Here is a 16,782-nt window from a genome sequence, read left to right as displayed (position 1 = left end):
CCACGGTAAAAGCGCCGACTCCTCATGACCAGGGACACAGGAGGCAGCGGTCACCCGTACGTGACCGGGCGAGCGCGCTACGTCCACCTTTTCATATGTCGGCGCAGTCCTCCAGCAGAGATCGGAAACGCGTGTGTCCCGGCCACCACCGGTGACCGGGACACATGCGAGTCGTCATCAGGCCTGGCGGATCGCTTCGCCCTCAATCTCGATCTTGATCTTCTTGCCGACCAGCACGCCGCCCGTTTCCAGGGCCACGTTCCACGTCAGACCGAAGTCCTCGCGATCGATCTCGGTCGTCGCGGTGAAACCGAAGATGTCCTGCCCGTACGGGCTGCGGCCGACGCCCTCGAACTCGACCTCAAGCTCGACCGGACGGGTCACGTCCTTGATGGTCAGTTCGCCGGAGAGCACGAACTCCGTGCCGCTGTGCGACTTCACACCGGTGCTGCGGAACTCGACAGTCGGGAACTTCTCCGCGTCGAGGAAGTCGCCACTCTTGAGGTGCCCGTCGCGGTCGGCCTGGGCAGTGGTGATGCTGGCGGCGTTGAGAGTCGCCGTGACGGCGGACTGCAGGGGGTCCTCGCCGACGGTGATCGTGGCGGTCGCCTCGGTGAACTCACCGCGCACCTTGCTCACCATCATGTGCCGGGCGACGAAGCCGACCCGCTTGTGCGCCTGGTCGAGGTCGTAGGTGCCGGCGCTCGGGATGGTGACGCCGTTCCAGTCGCGGGTGTTGAGGTCGGTGGTCGTCATATGTCTCGCCTCTCCGGGAGCAAATAGTTGAGGATGCCAACGGCTGACGTAGCAATTATAGGCTACGCAATATTCCTCGTGTCAAGCACTGATAGGATGAACCGGTGAGCGAGAACATGTCCGACGACCCACGGATCACCGCAGTAGGCCTCTTCGTCGAGGCCCATGCCGGGCTGACCGCCCGGTTCGCCTCGCAGTTCGACGAGCACGATCTCTCTCCGGTCGAGTTCGAGGTCCTCATGCGGCTCTCGCGCTCGCCCGGGCTGCAGTTGCGGATGACCGACCTCGCCGCGCAGACCTCGCTCTCGACCAGCGGGGTGACGCGGGTGGTGGACCGGATGGAACGCGACGGCCTCCTCTGCCGACGCGCCTGCCCGTCGGACCGCCGCAGCTCGTTCGCGGTCCTCACGGAGGCCGGGCTGGCACGGTTGAACGAGACGCTCCCCGGTCATCTGCGCATCATCGATGAATGGTTCACCGGTCAGCTCACCCCGACCGCCTTGCAGAACCTGCTCGACGCACTGCGGACCGTGCGCGACGCCGTACACCCGGGCGCCACCGCCGGGAGCGCCGGCTCCGAGCCGGTCAACCCGCCGCCGGTATGACGCACGCCGCGGCGCGGGTGGGAGACCGGCAGAAAAAGCGGCAGAAGTGCATGCCATAAACGGACATTAGCTACTAATCAGACAGGCGTCCTGCGACACGCAGATACCGTGCACGGACGAGGCGCCACGGGGGGTGCCGGCGTGGGTGACGAACGCAAGGGGCTCTGTCGGGGAGCGTTCGTCCGCGCCGAACCGGGGGCGTGTCGACAGCCGGCACTGATCAGCCGTCAGGCGGTCAGCGCCGGCTGTCCACGCCGCCGCTCCTCCGCCGCTGCGTCGGGACCCCTAAATCCGCCGACCCGATCAGCGCGCGTTCCCGGGGCAACAGAGTGATCGCCCCCTGCTGGCAGACCGCCGCGAGCCGGTCGAGCGCCGACCTCCGCAGCGTCGGATCCTCCGTGCTCGCCACCAGGCCCACCAGCGCCTCCACCACGTCGCGCGGATCATGACCGCCGCGGTGCGCCTCGGCGGCCACCGCGAACCATTCCGCCGCCACCTCGCGCTCACCCCGCCGCAGCGCGATCGTCGCCTCGACAGCGGCGCAGACCGCGTCGTCGGCGCCGTCCGGACCGGCTCCACCCGACCCCGCCTGCGCACGCAACTCGGCCAGGACCTCCGCCGCCTCCGTCAGCCGGCCATCCTGCGCCAGCGCCAGACCGATCGTGCCGAGCAGCCCACGCCGGTGTCCCGGGTCGCCGAGCTCGGTCAGTGCGCCGAGAACGCGCCGGCCGCGGATCACCGCATCGCCGTACCGGCCGTCGAGCCGGACCAACTCGGCCAGGTTGGCCCGGACGAGTGCCCGGAGCCGCTCCTCACCGCACTGTGCCGCGAGCCGGTCCACCGCGGCCAGTCGGCGTCGCGCCGCCCGCAGCTCACCGCGCCGCATCTCATGCCACGTCAGGTTGTGCTGCGCCACCATCATGTCGCGGACCCGGTTCTCCCGGCCCGCCAGTTCGAGCATCGCCTCGCCATGCCGCTGGGCCTCGGCGTAGCCACCCGCCGCGCTCCAGAGCACGCCGAGCACGGCGTGCGTCGCCAGCTCGCCGGTCACGTCGCCGAGGCGCTGGAACTCCGCCAGCGCCGACCGCGCCGCCGGCAACTCCTGCGGTCCGGCGCCGTGCTCGACCGCGAGCTGCGCGACGCCCACCTGTGCCCAGGCCCGTACCGCGGGGTCGGCGTCGGCCGTCCGCGGATCGTCCAGCAGGCGGCGCAGCCACTGTCGTCCGGTCACGTCCCGGCCCCGGAACCGCCACCATCGCGGAAGGCTCGACGCCAGGCAGAGCGCGGTGTGCGGATCATCGGTGGCGGAGTGGGCGAGCGCGGCCCCCAGGTCGCTGCTCACCTCGTCCAACCGCCCGACCGCGGCGGTGAGGTCCGCGCCCGTCAGCTCCGGAGCGATCCGCGCGGCGAGCCCGGCGAAGATCACGGCGTGGCGGCGCCGCACCGCCGTCAGCTCACCCTTCGCCGCCGCCCGCTCGGCGGCGAAATCCCGTACGACGTCCAGCAGCCGGAACCGGAACGGCCCGGTCCCCCGCGCGTTCAGCAGGCCGAGCGCCATCAGACGGTCGAGGAGCGGCACCGGGTCGCTGTCGAACGGTCCAGCCGGATCCGGCCCGCCGCTCAGCATCCCCTCCGCCAGCTCCACGGACCACCGGTTACGGAACACCGAAAGCCGGCGTAGCGCGCTGCGCTCGTCCGGAGCGAGCAGACGGTAGCTCGCGGCGACCGCGTCCCGCAGCGTCACCGCGACGGCCTGCCGGGTCGTCGACGGAGCGGCCAGGTCCAGCATCCGGTCGCCGTACCGGTCGAGGATCTCGTTCAGGTCGAGGACGCGGCCGCGGGCCGCGGCCAGTTCGAGGGCGAGTGGCAGACCACCGAGGCGACGTACCAGGCGGACCAGGGCGGAGACCTCGGCCGGATCGAGCGGGTCGCGACGGACCTGACGCAGCCGGGCGAGGAAGAGCGCCGCCGCCGGGTAACCGGCGACGACCTCAAGTTGGGGCTCGACGTCGGCGGGCGGCACCTCCAGCGGTGTCACCGGCCACACCCGCTCCCCGGCGAGCCCGATCGGGTGCCGGCCGGTCGCCAGCACCCGCAGCCTCGGCATCGCCGCCGCGAGCTGGTGCAGCGCCTCGGCCACCGCTTCCGGTGCGCGTTCGACCGCGTCGACGAGGAGCAGTGCCGGGGCGTCGGCGAGCCGGGTGGCGAGTTCGGCGGCACGGCCGGCACCGAATACGGCCGCGACGGCGGTCAGCACGTCGCCGACCGTCGAAAGCTCGGCGACGACGATGCCCGCGGTTGGACCCGGGTGCTGGTCGGCGATCCGCTGGGCCACCGCGAGGGCGAGCCTCGTCTTACCGGCGCCGGCGAGCCCGACCAGGCTCACCACCGACGCGTGGCCACCGACGACCAGGTCCGCGACCTCGGTGACATCGCCGTCCCGCCCGATCAGATGGCCGGGGGCGGGCAGACCTCGGGTGAGCGACGGCCATCCGTCGGACGCCACCGGGTCGGGGACGCTCGTCGCGATCGCACCGCCATCCGGTGCCCCCGCTCCGGGCGGGAGCACCGGGCCGCGGGCGGCGGCGAAGAAGTCCGCCCGGTCGCGCCCGACGAGCCCGATTGCGCCGGCGAGAAGCTCCACCGTCGTTCGCTGCGGGCGCGAGGAACGACCCCGTTCCAGATCACGCACCGTACGGACGCCGACGCCGGCCCGCGCGGCAAGATCGACCTGGGTCAGCCCGGCCGCCAGCCGCCGCCGGCGCAACAGCCCGCCGAAACCGACCATGCCCTGGTCAGGGCCATGATCCAGCGTCATGGGGTGGAAGACTACGCACACCCCGCGAGCCGCGTCAGCCGTAAGTCGCGGTGCCGACCGACGAAGGTTCGGATATCCGACAGCCGCCGGTCGGCTCCCTACGAAGGCCCTACAGGCCGAGATCCCGGGCGATGATCATCCGCTGCACCTCGGACGTCCCCTCACCGATCTCCAGGATCTTCGAGTCCCGCCAGAAACGCGCCACCGGGAACTCGTTCATGAAGCCGTACCCACCGTGGATCTGGGTGGCCTCCCGCGCGTTGTCGACCGCGCTCTCGCTGGCGTACAGCTTCGCTATCGCCGCCTGGCGCTTGAAGTCCTCGCCGGCCAGCATCCGCGCCGCCGCGTCGTAGTACGCAAGCCGGGCAGTGTGCGCCCGCAGTTCCATGTCCGCGATCTTGAACTGGATCGCCTGGAAGTTGCCGATCGGCCGGCCGAAGGCCTGGCGCTCCTTGGCGTAGCGGATCGACTCGTCGACGCAGCCCTGGGCCAACCCCACAGCGAGCGCGGCGATCGCGATCCGTCCCTCGTCGAGGATCTGCAGGAACTGGGCGAACCCGCGGCCGCGCTCACCGAGCAGGTTCTCGGCCGGAACGCGGCAGTCCTCGAAGGTCAACTCATGGGTGTCCGACGCGCACCACCCGACCTTCGAATATCCGGGCGCGACCGTGAAGCCGGGCGTGCCCGAGGGCACGATGATCGTGGAGAGTTCCTTGGACCCGTCCGGCTTGACGCCGGTCACCGCGGTGACCGTGACAAGGGCGGTGATATCGGTCCCGGAGTTCGTGATGAACGCCTTCGAACCGTTGATCACCCACTCGTCGCCGTCGAGCACCGCGCGGGTCGCGGTGCCGCCAGCGTCGGAACCGAAGCCCGGCTCGGTCAGGCCGAACCCCGCCAGCGCCTCACCCGCGACGAGTTTCGGCAGCCACCGTTCCTTCTGCTCCGCGGTGCCGAAGCGGTAGATCGGCATGGCGCCGAGCGAGATGGCGGCCTCCAGCGTGATCGCCACGCTGGAGTCGACCCGGGCCAACTCCTCCAGGGCCAGGCAGAGTGCGAAGTAGTCGCCACCCATGCCGCCGTGCTCCTCGGGGAACGGCAGGCCGAACAGCCCCATCTTCCCCATTTGCCGGACGATGTCGTACGGGAAGGTGTGTTGCTCGTAGTGCTCCGCGATGACCGGCGCGACCACCTCGCGCGCGAAATCGCGGACGCTCTGCCGCAGCGCTTCGTGCTCCTCGTTGAGCCTGAAGTCCATCGTTCCTCCTAGATCACCTGCGACGACCGGTGGCGCGGCGCGGACCATGCCCGGCCCGCCACCGGGCGCTCAGACGGGTGTCACGCCGTGGCGTCGACGCGAGAAATGGCGGTCCTTACCGCGGGCGGCGGCGAAGCGCCGCACGAGTTCGGACCGGAGCGCGTGCGGCTCGACGATCGCGTCGACCACCAGTTCGCTGGCGAGGCGGACCACGTCGATGTCGCGCTCGTACTCCTCGCGGCGCGCCGCGACGAAGGCCGCGCGCTCATCGGCGTCCTCGATGGCGGCGATCTTGTTGGCGTAGACCGCGTTGACGGCCGCCTCCGCGCCCATCACCGCGATCTTCGCGGTCGGCAGCGCGATCGTCGCGTCGGGCTCGAAGCCGGGACCCGCCATCGCGTACAGACCCGCCCCGTACGCCTTGCGGACCACGACGCAGATCTTCGGGACCGTCGCCTCCGAGATGGCGGTGATCATCTTGGCGCCGTGCCGGATGATGCCCTGCTTCTCCACCGCCGCGCCGACCATGAAGCCGGGCACGTCCGACAGGAAGAGCAGTGGCACGTTGAAAGCATCGCAGAGCTGGACGAAGCGGGTGGCCTTGTCGGCGGAGTCGACGAAGAGGACCCCGCCCTTGAACATCGAGTTGTTCGCGACCACCCCGACGACCTCGCCGTGCAGCCGTCCGAACCCGATGGTCAACTCCTTGGCCCACAACGCCTGGATCTCCAGGAACGAGCCGTCGTCGAGCAGCCCCTTGACGTAGCGGCGCATGTCGAACGCCTGCCGCTCATTCGCCGGCACGAGCGCCGCGAGGTCCACCTTGGACGACGACTCGACCGGGGCCGCGACCGGCGGGTTCTGGGTCCAGTTGTCCGGTAGGTAGGAGAGATAGTCCTTGACCACGGCCAGCGCGTCGGCCTCGGTCTTGCAGAGGAAGTGGCCCACCCCCGACTCGGCGCAGTGCACCCGCGCGCCGCCCATCGCTTCGAGCGTGGTCTTCTCGCCGGTCACCATCTCGACCATGCGGTCCGAGCCGAGGTACATGCTCGCGTTGCCCTCGACCATCGCGACCACATCGCAGAAGGCCGGGATGTAGGCGCCACCGGCGGCCGAGGGGCCGAAGAGCGCGCAGACCTGCGGAATCGCGCCGGAGGCACGGACCTGGTTCCAGAAAATCTTGCCGGCGCCGCGGCGGCCCGGGAAGAGGTCGACCTGGTCGGTGATCCGGGCGCCCGCCGAGTCGACGAGGTAGACCATCGGCTGCCCCGTCGAGTACGCGCGCTCGATGATCCGAATGATCTTCTCGACCGTCCGGGCGCCCCACGAGCCGGCCTTGACCGTCGAGTCGTTGGCCATGAGGCAGACCGGACGCCCGTCGATGGTGGCGACGCCGGTGACCACGCCGTCGGCGGGCAGCCCTTCGGCCATCGCGTTGGCGTAGAGACCATCCTCCACAAACGAGCCCTCATCGACGAGCAGCGCGATGCGCTCCCGCGCGAAAAGCTTGCCCTTCGCGGCGTTGGCCGCGTGGTACTTTTCGGCACCGCCGGCGCGGGCCCGCTTGCGCAGTTGCTCCAGCGCCTCACCGTCGAGCGTCACGTGGACTCCCTCGCCATCACCGACCTGAACGATCGTTAGGCTAGCGCATCGAGGCATGGCGCGGCGAGTCGGCAGGGCCCGAGAAATCACATGGCACGAGGGGCCTCCGCTGGATGCGGAGACCCCTGGAGAGCGTCAGATCGGAGCGGCTCAGGCGATCGGCAGCCCGGCCAGCAGCTTCTTCGCGTTCAACTGCTTGGTCGCCGCCTTGAGCTGCTTCGCGGCCTGGTTGCCGGCCTTGTTGACCGCCTGGTTGCCGTAGCCGGGCTGCTGGTTGCCGTAGCCACCGTCGTCGTCGCCCGCGCCACCGTCGGTGTTGCCACAGGCGGCCATGCCGATGCCGTTACCCAGCGGGCCCGGCCCGGTGCCGCACCTGTGACAGCCCGGACGTTTCGTCCGGTATGACCCCAAATGTCATGGGTAACGAAGAGATCCTGGACGAGTCACGCGTCTATTCGAAATAACTGCGCGCTACACCAAACGGGTACGCGGACCGGCCCGCAATACGCCGGACGGCAACTGCCGCCCCACCAATTCCTCGGCGAGCGCCGCCGCCTCGATCATTGCGTCGAGATCGATCCCGGTTTCAATCCCCATGTCGTGCAGCATGTGCACCACTTCCTCGGTGGCCACGTTGCCGCTCGCCCCCGGCGCGTACGGGCAGCCGCCCAGGCCACCGACGCTGGCGTCGAACTCGGTGACCCCGAGTTCGAGCGCGGCGAGGATGTTGGCCAGCCCCGTACCTCTGGTGTTGTGGAAGTGCAGCAGCAGCGGGGCCTCGCCATGACGCTCGCGCACGGCCCCCAGCAGCTCGCGTACCCGTCGGGGGGTCCCCATGCCGGTGGTGTCACCGAACGCGATCCGGTCGGCGCCATCGGCCCGGACCCGGTCCACGATGCCGGCCACCCGGATCGGGTCGATGTCCCCCTCGTACGGGCAGCCGAAGCTCGTCGCGACGATGACCTCGACCTGCGCCCCGGCATCGTGCACGAGCGAGATCAGCGCCGCGATGTCGTCGAGCGACTCCGCCGTCGAGCGGTTGACGTTCCTGCGGTTGTGCGTGTCGCTGGCCGACACCACCACTTCGATCTCGGTGAAGCCGGCGGCAAGGGCGCGCTGGGCGCCGCGGGAGTTGGGCACCAGGGCCGAGTAGCGCAGACCCGGGGTCTTCGCCGCCCGCTGCCACACCTCGTCGGCGTCCGCCATCTGCGGGATCGCCTTCGGATGGACGAAGGAGACGGCCTCGATCCGTCCGACGCCGGTGGCCGAGAGCGCGTCGATCAGCCGTACCTTCGCCCCGGTCGGCACCGGCTCCTCGTTCTGCAGCCCGTCGCGCGGGCCGACCTCGCGGATCGACACCGAATCCGGCAGTCCTGCCATCGGTCACCTCACTGTGACGTAGCCCTGAATATTGTCGCGCGCGACCGTGCCCCGCCTCCCCCACAGGAAACACGCGGGAGGCAGAGCAACGGAAGCCGTGCCGGTCGCCCGGGAGCGGTCAGCGCATCCGGCCGACGATGCCGGTGTCGTAGTCGCCGGAGAGGAACTCGGCGTTGTCGAGCAGTTCGGCGAAGAACGGCAGGTTGCACTTCGGGCCGGCGATGGCGAAGTCGCCCACCGCCGTCCGCGCCCGCGCGACCGCCTCGTCCCGGTCCGCGCCGTAGACGATCAACTTGGCCATCAGGGAGTCGTAGAACGGGGTGACGGTGGTGCCGGCGGCGTAGCCGGAGTCGACCCGCACCCCGTCGCCGGCCGGCTCGACCCACGTCGTGATCGCTCCCGGGCCCGGCAGGAACCGCTTCGGGTCCTCGGCGTTGATCCGCAGCTCGATCGCGTGGCCGCGGGGGGTGAGAGCGTCCGGGTCGAAGGTCGGCGCGAGGCCGGCCGCCACCCGCAGCTGCTCCTCCACGAGGTCCACGCCGTAGACCAGCTCGGTCACCGGGTGCTCCACCTGGAGCCGCGTGTTCATCTCCAGGAAGAAGAACTGCCCGGCCGTCGGGTCGAGCAGGCACTCCACCGTCCCGGCGTTGCGGTAGCCCACCGCCTCACCGGCCCGCACCGCCGCCGCGAGAAGCTCGGCGCGGAGCTCGGGCGAGACCGCCGGCGAGGGCGACTCCTCGACCAGCTTCTGGTTGCGGCGCTGGACGGAGCACTCGCGCTCGCCGAGCGCCACGACGCGCCCGTCGGCCAGCCCGAGAATCTGGACCTCCACGTGGCGGACCCGCGGGAAGTACCGCTCGATCAGCACCGAACCGTCGCCGAACATCCGCTCGGCGAAGGCGCGGACCTTCTCGTACTCGGCGCGCAGGGCCGGCTCGTCGACGGCGACCCCCATGCCCATGCCTCCGCCGCCCGCAGCGGCCTTGACCATCACCGGGTAGCCGATGTCGGCGGCAGCGGTGACCGCGGCGTCGGCGTCGGCCGCCGGGTCGGTGGTGCCGGGCGCGACCGGGACACCGGCGGCGGCCATCAGGTTACGAGCGTTGATCTTGTCGCCCATCGCGGTGATCGCGTCGGCGCCGGGGCCGACCCAGATCAGGCCGTTGGCCTCGACCGTACGGGCGAAGTCCGCGTTCTCGGACAGGAAGCCGTAGCCGGGGTGAATCGCCTGTGCGCCGGTGCTCTTCGCAGCGGCGAGGATCGCCTCGGTGTTGCGGTAGCTCTGCGCGGGGTTGGCCGGTCCGACGCAGATCGCCTCATCGGCCTCGGTCACGAACGGCATGCCCGCGTCCGCCTCGGAGTGCACCGCGATCGCGCGGATGCCGAGCCGCCGGGCGGTGCGGATGATCCGGCGGGCGATCTCGCCCCGGTTGGCGACGAGAAGCGACTCGATCATGTCTTTCCCTTTCGGTTGCGCGCGGTGCCTAGCCAAGCAGGGCGGCGAGGGTGGCCGCCCGCAGCAGCGTCGCGCGGAGCTCCCGGTCGACCTCACCGCCGAGGAACGGGGTGGAGTTCATCAGACCGAAGGCGGCGTGCGCCAGCACGCGGGCCTCGGCCGGGGAGAGTTCGGCGCGCAGAGCGGTCAGTACGGTGACCCACTCTTCGACGTAGAGCCGCTGCAGCCGGCGGATCTGTCGGCGTGGCTCCTCCGGCAGTCGGTCGAGTTCATGCAGGTGCAGCGCGATGACCGCGGGATTGGCCAGAGCGAACTCGACGTGGAAGTCGATCAGCGACTCCAGCGCCTTCCGCGTGTCGCCCGGGTGCTCCGCGACCCGCGCCCGCCCGCCCTCGAGCAGCCCTTCGCTCACCGGAATCAGCGCGGCGACGAGCATCGCTTCCTTGCCGGCGAAGTGGTGGTAGAGGGCGGGACCGGTCACCCCGGCCGCGGCGCCGACGTCATCCATCGACACGCCGTGATATCCACGCGATGCGAAGAGTCCTACCGCGATTTCCAGGATCTCGTCCCGACGCGACCGCCGACGCGGCGCGCTTCCCGTCACCCGTTGCTCCACCGTCACCCGGCCAGCCTAATCACCTGTCAATCGTCGGCTCCTGAACGGTTACTCAGTCCCACCCCTTGCCACTCCTCCACCCACGTCGCGCCCGGCCGGCGGCGTCCCGGCCCGCCGTCCGCTCCCGCTCAGGCCGGTGTTACTTGACCCTCGACCCGGTCGAGGCCCAAAGGTCACACCCGGCGGTACGGACGGCAGCGCGACGGGGGCGGTCACTCATGACGAACACGGCAACAGCGGCGTCGACCGGCTCGGCCGATCAAGCCGGTCGGCTCGGTCCGGCCTACTGGCGGCTCTGGAGCGCCACGGTGGTCTCGCGCCTCGGCGACGCGTTACGCGTACCAGCGTTGGCGCTGCTCGCCGCGACGGTGACCCGCGATCCCCGCCTGGTCGCCACGGTGGTCGTCGCCGGTCACCTGGCTCCGCTGCTGCTCGGCGTGATCGGCGGCGTGTACGCCGATCGGTGGGACCCGCGGCGCACGATGGCCACGGTTGACGCGCTGCGCGCCGCGCTGGTCGCGGCCTTCGCCGTGGTGGTCGCGACCGGGCACGCGGGGATCATGTCGCTCGCCGCGTGCGCGTTCACGCTCGCCGCCCTCGGGATCTTCTTCGACGCTTCGGCGTTCGCCGTCCTGCCGTCGCTGGTGCCGGCCGAGCGGCTACCCACCGCCAACGGGCGGCTCCAGGCCGGCGCCGCGGTCGCGGGCGGCTTCGTCGGCGCCCCGGCGGCCGGGATGCTGTTCGCCGTCGCCACGGCGCTGCCGTTCGCGATCGACGCCGTTTCCTTCGCGATCGCCGCGACGGTGGCATTGACCCTGCGACCCGCCCCCGATCGGACCGGGTCGGCGCCGGCACCAGCACGACGCAGCGTGTGCCGGGAGGCCGGCGACGGACTGCGCTGGATCTGGCGGGACCGCATGCTCCGCCTGATCACCGCGCTGACGGCGGTCACCAACATGGCGATCAGCGGCCTGATCGCCGTCCTCGTGCTCTTCGCCCTCGACACGCTCGCGGTGCCGCAGGCCAGCTACGGGTTGTTCATGTCCACCGCGGTGCTCGGCGCCCTCGCCGGCGCGCTGACGGCCGGGCGGCTGGCCCGGCGACTCGGCACCCTGCGCACGCTGGGCTGGGTGCTCGCGATCGAGACGCTCGCACTGGCCACCCTGGCGCTGTCCCGTCACCCGCTCCCCGGCGCGCTGGCGCTGGCCGCCTTCTCGGCCGGCACCGTCACCTGGAACGCCCTCTGGGCCGCCTACGGACAGCAGCGTGTGCCGGCCGGCTTGTTGGGCAGGGTGGGAAGTTCGCAACGGATGGTCGGGCTGATCACCGCGCCGATCGGCGCGGCCGCCGCCGGCATGGTCGCCCACGCTGCCGGGGTCGGATCGGTCGTGGTCGCCGCCGCGATCCTGTTCGCGCTGGTCACCGCCGTGGCATGGCCGGTGTTGCGGCGGGGCGCGCCGACCGGGTAGCCCACCAGTGGCGGGAGGCGAGACCGGCGAGCATCGCCCCGGTCGCGTTGACCAGCACATCGTCGACGGAGGAGACCCGGTGCAGGTCAAGTTGGTACTGGAGCAGTTCGACGAACGCCGAACCGGCGGCCCCGAGCACGAAAAGCCGCACCGGGCCCGCCAGCGCGGCGAGCCTGATCGGCGCGCAGAAACCCAACGCAGCGAAGACCAGCAGATTGCCGCCGATCTGCACGGTGGCGAAGACCGGACCGACGCTGAGCTGCCCGGTCAGATCCCGCAGCGGCACCAGGTGGACCTCGGCCGGAGCCGATCCGGGCGACAGGATCATCCAGATCCAGGGCACCGTCCCGGCGACCATGCCCACCTCCGTGAGGCTGCGCACCCACGCCAGGGACGCCGGCATGCCCCGTCGCCGCCGCCACAGCGTCAACGCAAGGACCACGAGTGCCATGAGCGGTAGCGCCAGGAACGACGCGACCAGCACGTCACCCCACTGCTGCCAGACCTGCGTCACCGCAGCAGGTTAGCCGGAGACCGCGGCTACGGGGTGATGCCGCCCGGCTCGTCGCCGCGCGCGACGGGGGCCCGGACCAGGTTGCCCCACTCCGTCCACGACCCGTCGTAGTTGCGCACCTGCGGGTAGCCGAGCAGGTGCCGCAGCACGAACCAGGTGTGGCTGGACCGCTCGCCGATGCGGCAGTAGGCGATGATGTCGTCCGCCGGCGACAGGCCCAGTTGATCGGCGTAGATCGCGCGCAGCTCCTCGACCGGCTTGAACGAGCCGTCGGAGTTGGCCGCCGACTTCCAGGGCTTGTTCACCGCGCCGGGGATGTGCCCGCCGCGCATCGCCCCCTCCTGCGGATAGTCCGGCATGGAGAGCAGTTCACCGCTGTACTCCCCCGGCGACCGCACGTCGACCATCGGCCGCCCCGCGGACATGTGCGCCATCACCTGGTCGCGGAACGCGCGGATCTGCGCATCCTCGCGCACCGGCACCGGGTAGTCCGCGCGCGGCCGTGCCACCCGCTCCCGGCTCAGCTCCCGCCCTTCGGCGATCCACTTCTGCCGGCCCCCGTCGAGCAGCCGAACATCGGGATGGCCGAACAGCTCGAACACCCAGAGCGCGTACGCGGCCCACCAGTTGAAGTTGTCGCCGTAGAAGACGACGGTGTCGTCGCGGCCGATGCCCTTCGCCGCACAGAGCTTGGCGAACCCGTCGGCATCCAGGTAGTCGCGGCTGAGCTGATCGTTGAGTTCGGTGTGCCAGTCGACCTTGACCGCGCCCGGAATATGCCCCGTCTCGTAGAGCAGCACGTCCTCGTCGGACTCCACCACCACGAGCCCCGCGGCGCCGAGATTCTCGGCCAGCCACTCCGTGGTCACCAGCCGCTCCGGCTCGGCATAACCCTGCAGGCTCGGTGCGGGATCCTTCGGTACAGCCATGTGCTGACCGTATCCCGCGCGGATGTCCCCGTGGATTGTGACCCTCAACCCGGGGCGCCCGTCCACGTGATTCCGGCCCACCGCCCGAGCGTGCGGGACCCAGCCCAGATGAGCTTACGGGAGCAAACGGACAACGGAGCGGACAACCGCTTGTACCGGTCGTAACAGAAGATCCGACGCCGGCCGGGACTCAGTCGGTGAACGGAGTCAGCGTGGGGCGCTTCGCGGTCACCGTGTCGCCGGACGATCGCCCCGTCAGCCGCCGCCTGATCCAGGGGGCCAGGTGCTGCCCGGCCCAGCGCAGGTCGGCGCTGCGGGCCGCGAGCCACGGCGTCGGTGCCGGCCGCGGCGGGACCAGCAGCCACTCCGGGTCGGCATCGACACCGAGCGCGGTCAGCACCCGCGCGGCGACCCGCCGGTGACCGTGCTCGGACAGGTGCAGCCGGTCGAGACTCCACATCTGCGGGTGGCGGAACGCGTCGTCGGCGTAGAGGTCGACCAGGGTCGCGCCGTGCCGCTCCGCCGTCTCCCCCACCGCCTTGTTGAGGATCGCGACCCGCGGCGCGACGAGCCGCTGCCCGGGGAGCCGGGCCATCACGTCCGCGAAGCGGAACAGCAGGACGTCGGCGCCGCCGGCCCGCAGTGCGCCGACGACCGCGTCGAAGCGCTCCATCAGGACGTGCGGGTCGAAGTTGCGGCGCAGCACGTCGTTCCCGCCGGCCGCGAAGCTGATCAGGTCGGGGCGCATCGCGAGCGCCGCCGGCACCTGCTCGGCGACCACGCCGGTGAAGAGCCGGCCCCGGATGGCGAGGTTGGCGTACCCGAAGTCGGGGCCCGCCTGCGCGGCCAACGCGGTCGCGACCAGGTCCGCCCACCCGCGGTAGGTGCCGTCCGGGTACGCGTCATCCATCCCCTCGGTGAAGCTGTCCCCGACCGCTACGAAGCTGCGCCAGCGCACGTCCCGCCCCCTGCCCGTACTCCATCAGTCGTGCCGGCCAGTTTGACACCCGGCGCGGCCGCGGCTGCGCCGACCGTCCCCGCACGTGGCGCAGACCGCACGCGTCGGCCCCCTTCGGAATTTCGTCGACAGTCCCGGTGGGCCGTGTCAGGCTGCGCGGATGCTGCTGCGGATGTCGACGTTGATGCTGCGTACGCTCCGGGACGATCCGGCCGAGGCCGAGGTGCCCAGCCACCGGTTGCTGTTGCGCGCCGGCTACATCCGGCGGGCCGCGCCGGGGGGCTACACCTGGCTGCCGCTGGGCAAGCTGGTCCTCGACCGGGTGGCGCAGGTGGTGCGGGAGGAGATGGCCGCCATCGGCGGCCAGGAGGTGCACTTTCCGGCGCTACTGCCGCGGCAACCGTACGAGACGAGCGGGCGGTGGGCCGAGTACGGCGACGACATCTTCACCCTGGCCGACCGGCGCGGAGCGGAGCACCTGCTGGCTCCGACGCACGAGGAGATCGCCGCGCTGCTCGTGCGGGACGTGTTCAGTTCGTACCGCGACTTCCCGGTGACGATCTACCAGGTGCAGACGAAGTTCCGCGACGAGGCGCGGCCGCGGGCGGGGCTCCTGCGCGGGCGCGAGTTCCTGATGAAGGACGCCTACTCGTTCGACCTGGACGACACGGGCCTCCAGGCGGCGTACGACCGGCACCGGGTGGCCTATCAGCGCATCTTCGACCGTCTCGGCCTGGACTACACGATCGTCGCGGCGATGTCCGGGTCGATGGGCGGGACGGCGTCGGAGGAGTTCCTCGCCGCGACCCCCGTCGGGGAGGACAGCTTCGTCGGCTGCACCCGGTGTGACTACGCCGCCAACACCGAAGCCGTCATCACGCCGACGCCCACGGTGGGTGACCCCGCGGCACACCCGTCGATGTCGGTCCACGACACCCCGGACACCCCGACGATCGAGACGCTGGTGGCGCTCGCCAACGACCGGCGCCTCGGTGGGCGCGCCGACTGGACGTCCGCGGACACCCTCAAGAACGTGGTCGTCACCGTCGAACGCCCGGACCGGGACACACCCGAACTACTGGTGATAGGTGTGCCCGGCGACCGGGAGGTGGACCTCAAGCGGGTCGGGGCGGCACTGCACCCGGCCACCGTGGCGATGTTCGACGGCTTCGCCGAGCACCCCGAGTTGGTGCGGGGCTACATCGGCCCGCAACTCCTGGCCAAGCTCGGCATCCGCTACCTGGTCGATCCCCGCGTGGTGTCCGGCAGCGGCTGGCTGACGGGCGCCAACGAGCCGGGCCGGCACGCGGTCGACGTGGTCTGCGGGCGGGACTTCACCCCGGACGGCACGATCGAGGCCGCCGAGGTCCGGGCCGGCGACCCCTGCCCCAGTTGCGGCTCCGCACTGACCATGCGGCGCGGCATCGAGATCGGCCACATCTTCCAGCTGGGCCGCCGGTTCACGGACGCGTTCGAGGTGGACGTCCTCGGTCCGGAGGGGAAGCCGGTGCGGCTGACGATGGGTTGTTACGGCATCGGTGTCTCGCGGGCGGTGGCGGCGATCGCCGAGCAGCATCATGACGAGCGGGGTCTGATCTGGCCGGCGGCGGTGGCGCCGTGCGACGTGCACGTCATCCACGCCGGCAAGGGCCCGCAGGTCGACGCCGCGCTTCGGATCGCCGACGACCTCGCGGCCCGTGGGCTGCGGGTGCTCCTCGACGACCGGCCGCACGTCTCGGCCGGGGTGAAGTTCACCGACGCGGAGCTGGTCGGCGTGCCGCGCGCTGTCGTGGTCGGTCGCCGCCTGACCGACGGGTACGTGGAACTGCGCGACCGTGTGACGGGTGACCGCGGTGACGTCCCGGTTGGGGACATCGTGACTCGTGTGCTCGACGGGGTGTAACGCGGCCATCAGCGGGTATCCGCAGGGTATCGACGTTTCGACCCCCCGGAGGCTCTCATGACAAATCACAGGGTCGCCGACCTGATGACGAAGCAGGTCATCTATCTACCGGCGGAAACCACACTGGAGGAAGCCGCGCGCGCGATGCGGGACGCGGACATCGGTGACGTGGTGGTGACCGACGGCCCCAATCTCGCCGGGATGGTCACCGACCGGGACATCGTGGTGCGTGCGATCGCCGAACGGAAGGACCCGGCCCAGACGACGATCGGCTCGGTCGCGACGAAGGAGATCGTGCTGATCGAGCAGAACGCGAGCCCCGCCGACGCCGCCCGCCTGATGCGCAGCCGCGCGGTACGTCGTGTGCTGGTCTGCGACGCCGACCGGCAACTGGTGGGCATCATCTCCCTCGGCGATCTGGCGATGCTGATGGACCCGGATTCCGCGCTGAGCGACATCAGCGAGGCCAGCGCCAACAACTGACCTGCCGACGCTTTCGGGCCTGCCGACGCCTCGGC

Annotated in this window: 15 protein-coding genes; 4 read left to right on the top strand and 11 right to left on the bottom strand. The window is 71.0% G+C overall.

Annotation, left to right across the window (positions count from 1 at the left end; translation table 11 throughout):
* Positions 1–177: 177 nt before the first annotated feature.
* Entirely contained in the window at positions 178–756 is a 579-nt protein-coding gene (locus tag AB0J06_RS21915) for a YceI family protein (protein WP_357430810.1), read from the bottom strand.
* A gap of 104 nt (positions 757–860) precedes the next feature.
* Here AB0J06_RS21915 and AB0J06_RS21910 point away from each other — a divergent pair, with 104 nt between their 5' ends.
* Positions 861–1,361: a MarR family transcriptional regulator gene (locus tag AB0J06_RS21910; protein WP_357430809.1), complete on the top strand. Its 501-nt coding sequence runs from the start codon at positions 861–863 to the stop codon at positions 1,359–1,361.
* Positions 1,362–1,596: 235 nt separating this feature from the next.
* Here AB0J06_RS21910 and AB0J06_RS21905 read toward each other — a convergent pair whose 3' ends face one another.
* The 7 genes from AB0J06_RS21905 to AB0J06_RS21875 all read right to left on the bottom strand — a co-directional run bounded on the left by AB0J06_RS21905 (position 1,597) and on the right by AB0J06_RS21875 (position 10,497).
* A complete protein-coding gene (locus AB0J06_RS21905; RefSeq protein ID WP_357430808.1) occupies positions 1,597–4,179 on the bottom strand; it encodes a helix-turn-helix domain-containing protein in 2,583 nt (860 codons plus the stop codon).
* Positions 4,180–4,288: 109 nt separating this feature from the next.
* Positions 4,289–5,437, bottom strand: coding sequence for an acyl-CoA dehydrogenase family protein (locus tag AB0J06_RS21900; RefSeq protein ID WP_357430807.1), 1,149 nt, complete (start codon positions 5,435–5,437; stop codon positions 4,289–4,291).
* A gap of 69 nt (positions 5,438–5,506) precedes the next feature.
* A complete protein-coding gene (locus tag AB0J06_RS21895; protein ID WP_357430806.1) occupies positions 5,507–7,039 on the bottom strand; it encodes an acyl-CoA carboxylase subunit beta in 1,533 nt (510 codons plus the stop codon).
* A 150-nt stretch (positions 7,040–7,189) separates the two neighbouring features.
* Entirely contained in the window at positions 7,190–7,372 is a 183-nt protein-coding gene (locus AB0J06_RS21890; RefSeq protein ID WP_357430805.1) for a hypothetical protein, read from the bottom strand.
* A 138-nt stretch (positions 7,373–7,510) separates the two neighbouring features.
* Positions 7,511–8,419 (bottom strand): hydroxymethylglutaryl-CoA lyase, encoded by a 909-nt coding sequence (locus AB0J06_RS21885; RefSeq protein ID WP_357430804.1) that lies wholly within the window; start codon positions 8,417–8,419, stop codon positions 7,511–7,513.
* Between the two features lie 118 nt (positions 8,420–8,537).
* A complete protein-coding gene (locus tag AB0J06_RS21880) occupies positions 8,538–9,875 on the bottom strand; it encodes a biotin carboxylase N-terminal domain-containing protein (protein ID WP_357430803.1) in 1,338 nt (445 codons plus the stop codon).
* 28 nt (positions 9,876–9,903) lie between these two features.
* The gene (locus AB0J06_RS21875) at positions 9,904–10,497 is read right to left on the bottom strand and encodes a TetR/AcrR family transcriptional regulator (protein ID WP_357430802.1); all 594 of its coding nucleotides are present in this window, start codon (positions 10,495–10,497) and stop codon (positions 9,904–9,906) included.
* A gap of 212 nt (positions 10,498–10,709) precedes the next feature.
* Here AB0J06_RS21875 and AB0J06_RS21870 point away from each other — a divergent pair, with 212 nt between their 5' ends.
* Complete coding sequence (locus AB0J06_RS21870; RefSeq protein WP_357430801.1) at positions 10,710–11,960, top strand: MFS transporter; 1,251 nt, start codon at positions 10,710–10,712, stop codon at positions 11,958–11,960.
* On the opposite strand, the gene AB0J06_RS21865 is transcribed toward AB0J06_RS21870, so the two are convergent.
* The 3 genes from AB0J06_RS21865 to AB0J06_RS21855 form a co-directional block, all read right to left on the bottom strand.
* Positions 11,911–12,474, bottom strand: coding sequence for a VanZ family protein (locus AB0J06_RS21865; protein WP_357430800.1), 564 nt, complete (start codon positions 12,472–12,474; stop codon positions 11,911–11,913). The two genes, AB0J06_RS21870 and AB0J06_RS21865, sit on opposite strands and share 50 nt — an antisense overlap.
* A gap of 26 nt (positions 12,475–12,500) precedes the next feature.
* Complete coding sequence (locus AB0J06_RS21860; RefSeq protein WP_357430799.1) at positions 12,501–13,403, bottom strand: sulfurtransferase; 903 nt, start codon at positions 13,401–13,403, stop codon at positions 12,501–12,503.
* Between the two features lie 190 nt (positions 13,404–13,593).
* Positions 13,594–14,361 carry an SGNH/GDSL hydrolase family protein gene (locus AB0J06_RS21855; RefSeq protein WP_357430798.1) on the bottom strand — a complete coding sequence of 256 codons (768 nt, stop codon included), beginning with the start codon at positions 14,359–14,361 and terminating at the stop codon, positions 13,594–13,596.
* 160 nt (positions 14,362–14,521) lie between these two features.
* On the opposite strand from AB0J06_RS21855, the gene AB0J06_RS21850 reads away from it, so the two are divergent.
* Positions 14,522–16,264, top strand: coding sequence for a proline--tRNA ligase (locus tag AB0J06_RS21850; protein ID WP_357430797.1), 1,743 nt, complete (start codon positions 14,522–14,524; stop codon positions 16,262–16,264).
* Positions 16,265–16,321: 57 nt separating this feature from the next.
* Positions 16,322–16,747, top strand: a complete 426-nt coding sequence (locus tag AB0J06_RS21845) for a CBS domain-containing protein (protein ID WP_357430796.1) — start codon at positions 16,322–16,324, stop codon at positions 16,745–16,747.
* The last annotated feature ends 35 nt before the right edge of the window (positions 16,748–16,782 follow it).

Origin of the sequence: Micromonospora sp. NPDC049679 (genome assembly GCF_040659735.1) — a bacterium.
In the GTDB taxonomy this organism is placed as follows: Bacteria; Actinomycetota; Actinomycetes; order Mycobacteriales; family Micromonosporaceae; genus Micromonospora_I.
This window is presented reverse-complemented; position numbering and strand designations above follow the sequence as displayed.

Coding starts and splice junctions, on each gene's coding strand:
- AB0J06_RS21915 (WP_357430810.1), bottom strand. CDS start 756: ATGACGACCACCGACCTCAACACCCGCGACTGGAACGGCGTCACCATC.
- AB0J06_RS21905 (WP_357430808.1), bottom strand. CDS start 4,179: ATGACGCTGGATCATGGCCCTGACCAGGGCATGGTCGGTTTCGGCGGG.
- AB0J06_RS21900 (WP_357430807.1), bottom strand. CDS start 5,437: ATGGACTTCAGGCTCAACGAGGAGCACGAAGCGCTGCGGCAGAGCGTC.
- AB0J06_RS21890 (WP_357430805.1), bottom strand. CDS start 7,372: ATGGCCGCCTGTGGCAACACCGACGGTGGCGCGGGCGACGACGACGGT.
- AB0J06_RS21885 (WP_357430804.1), bottom strand. CDS start 8,419: ATGGCAGGACTGCCGGATTCGGTGTCGATCCGCGAGGTCGGCCCGCGC.
- AB0J06_RS21880 (WP_357430803.1), bottom strand. CDS start 9,875: ATGATCGAGTCGCTTCTCGTCGCCAACCGGGGCGAGATCGCCCGCCGG.
- AB0J06_RS21870 (WP_357430801.1), top strand. CDS start 10,710: ATGACGAACACGGCAACAGCGGCGTCGACCGGCTCGGCCGATCAAGCC.
- AB0J06_RS21860 (WP_357430799.1), bottom strand. CDS start 13,403: ATGGCTGTACCGAAGGATCCCGCACCGAGCCTGCAGGGTTATGCCGAG.
- AB0J06_RS21850 (WP_357430797.1), top strand. CDS start 14,522: ATGCTGCTGCGGATGTCGACGTTGATGCTGCGTACGCTCCGGGACGAT.
- AB0J06_RS21845 (WP_357430796.1), top strand. CDS start 16,322: ATGACAAATCACAGGGTCGCCGACCTGATGACGAAGCAGGTCATCTAT.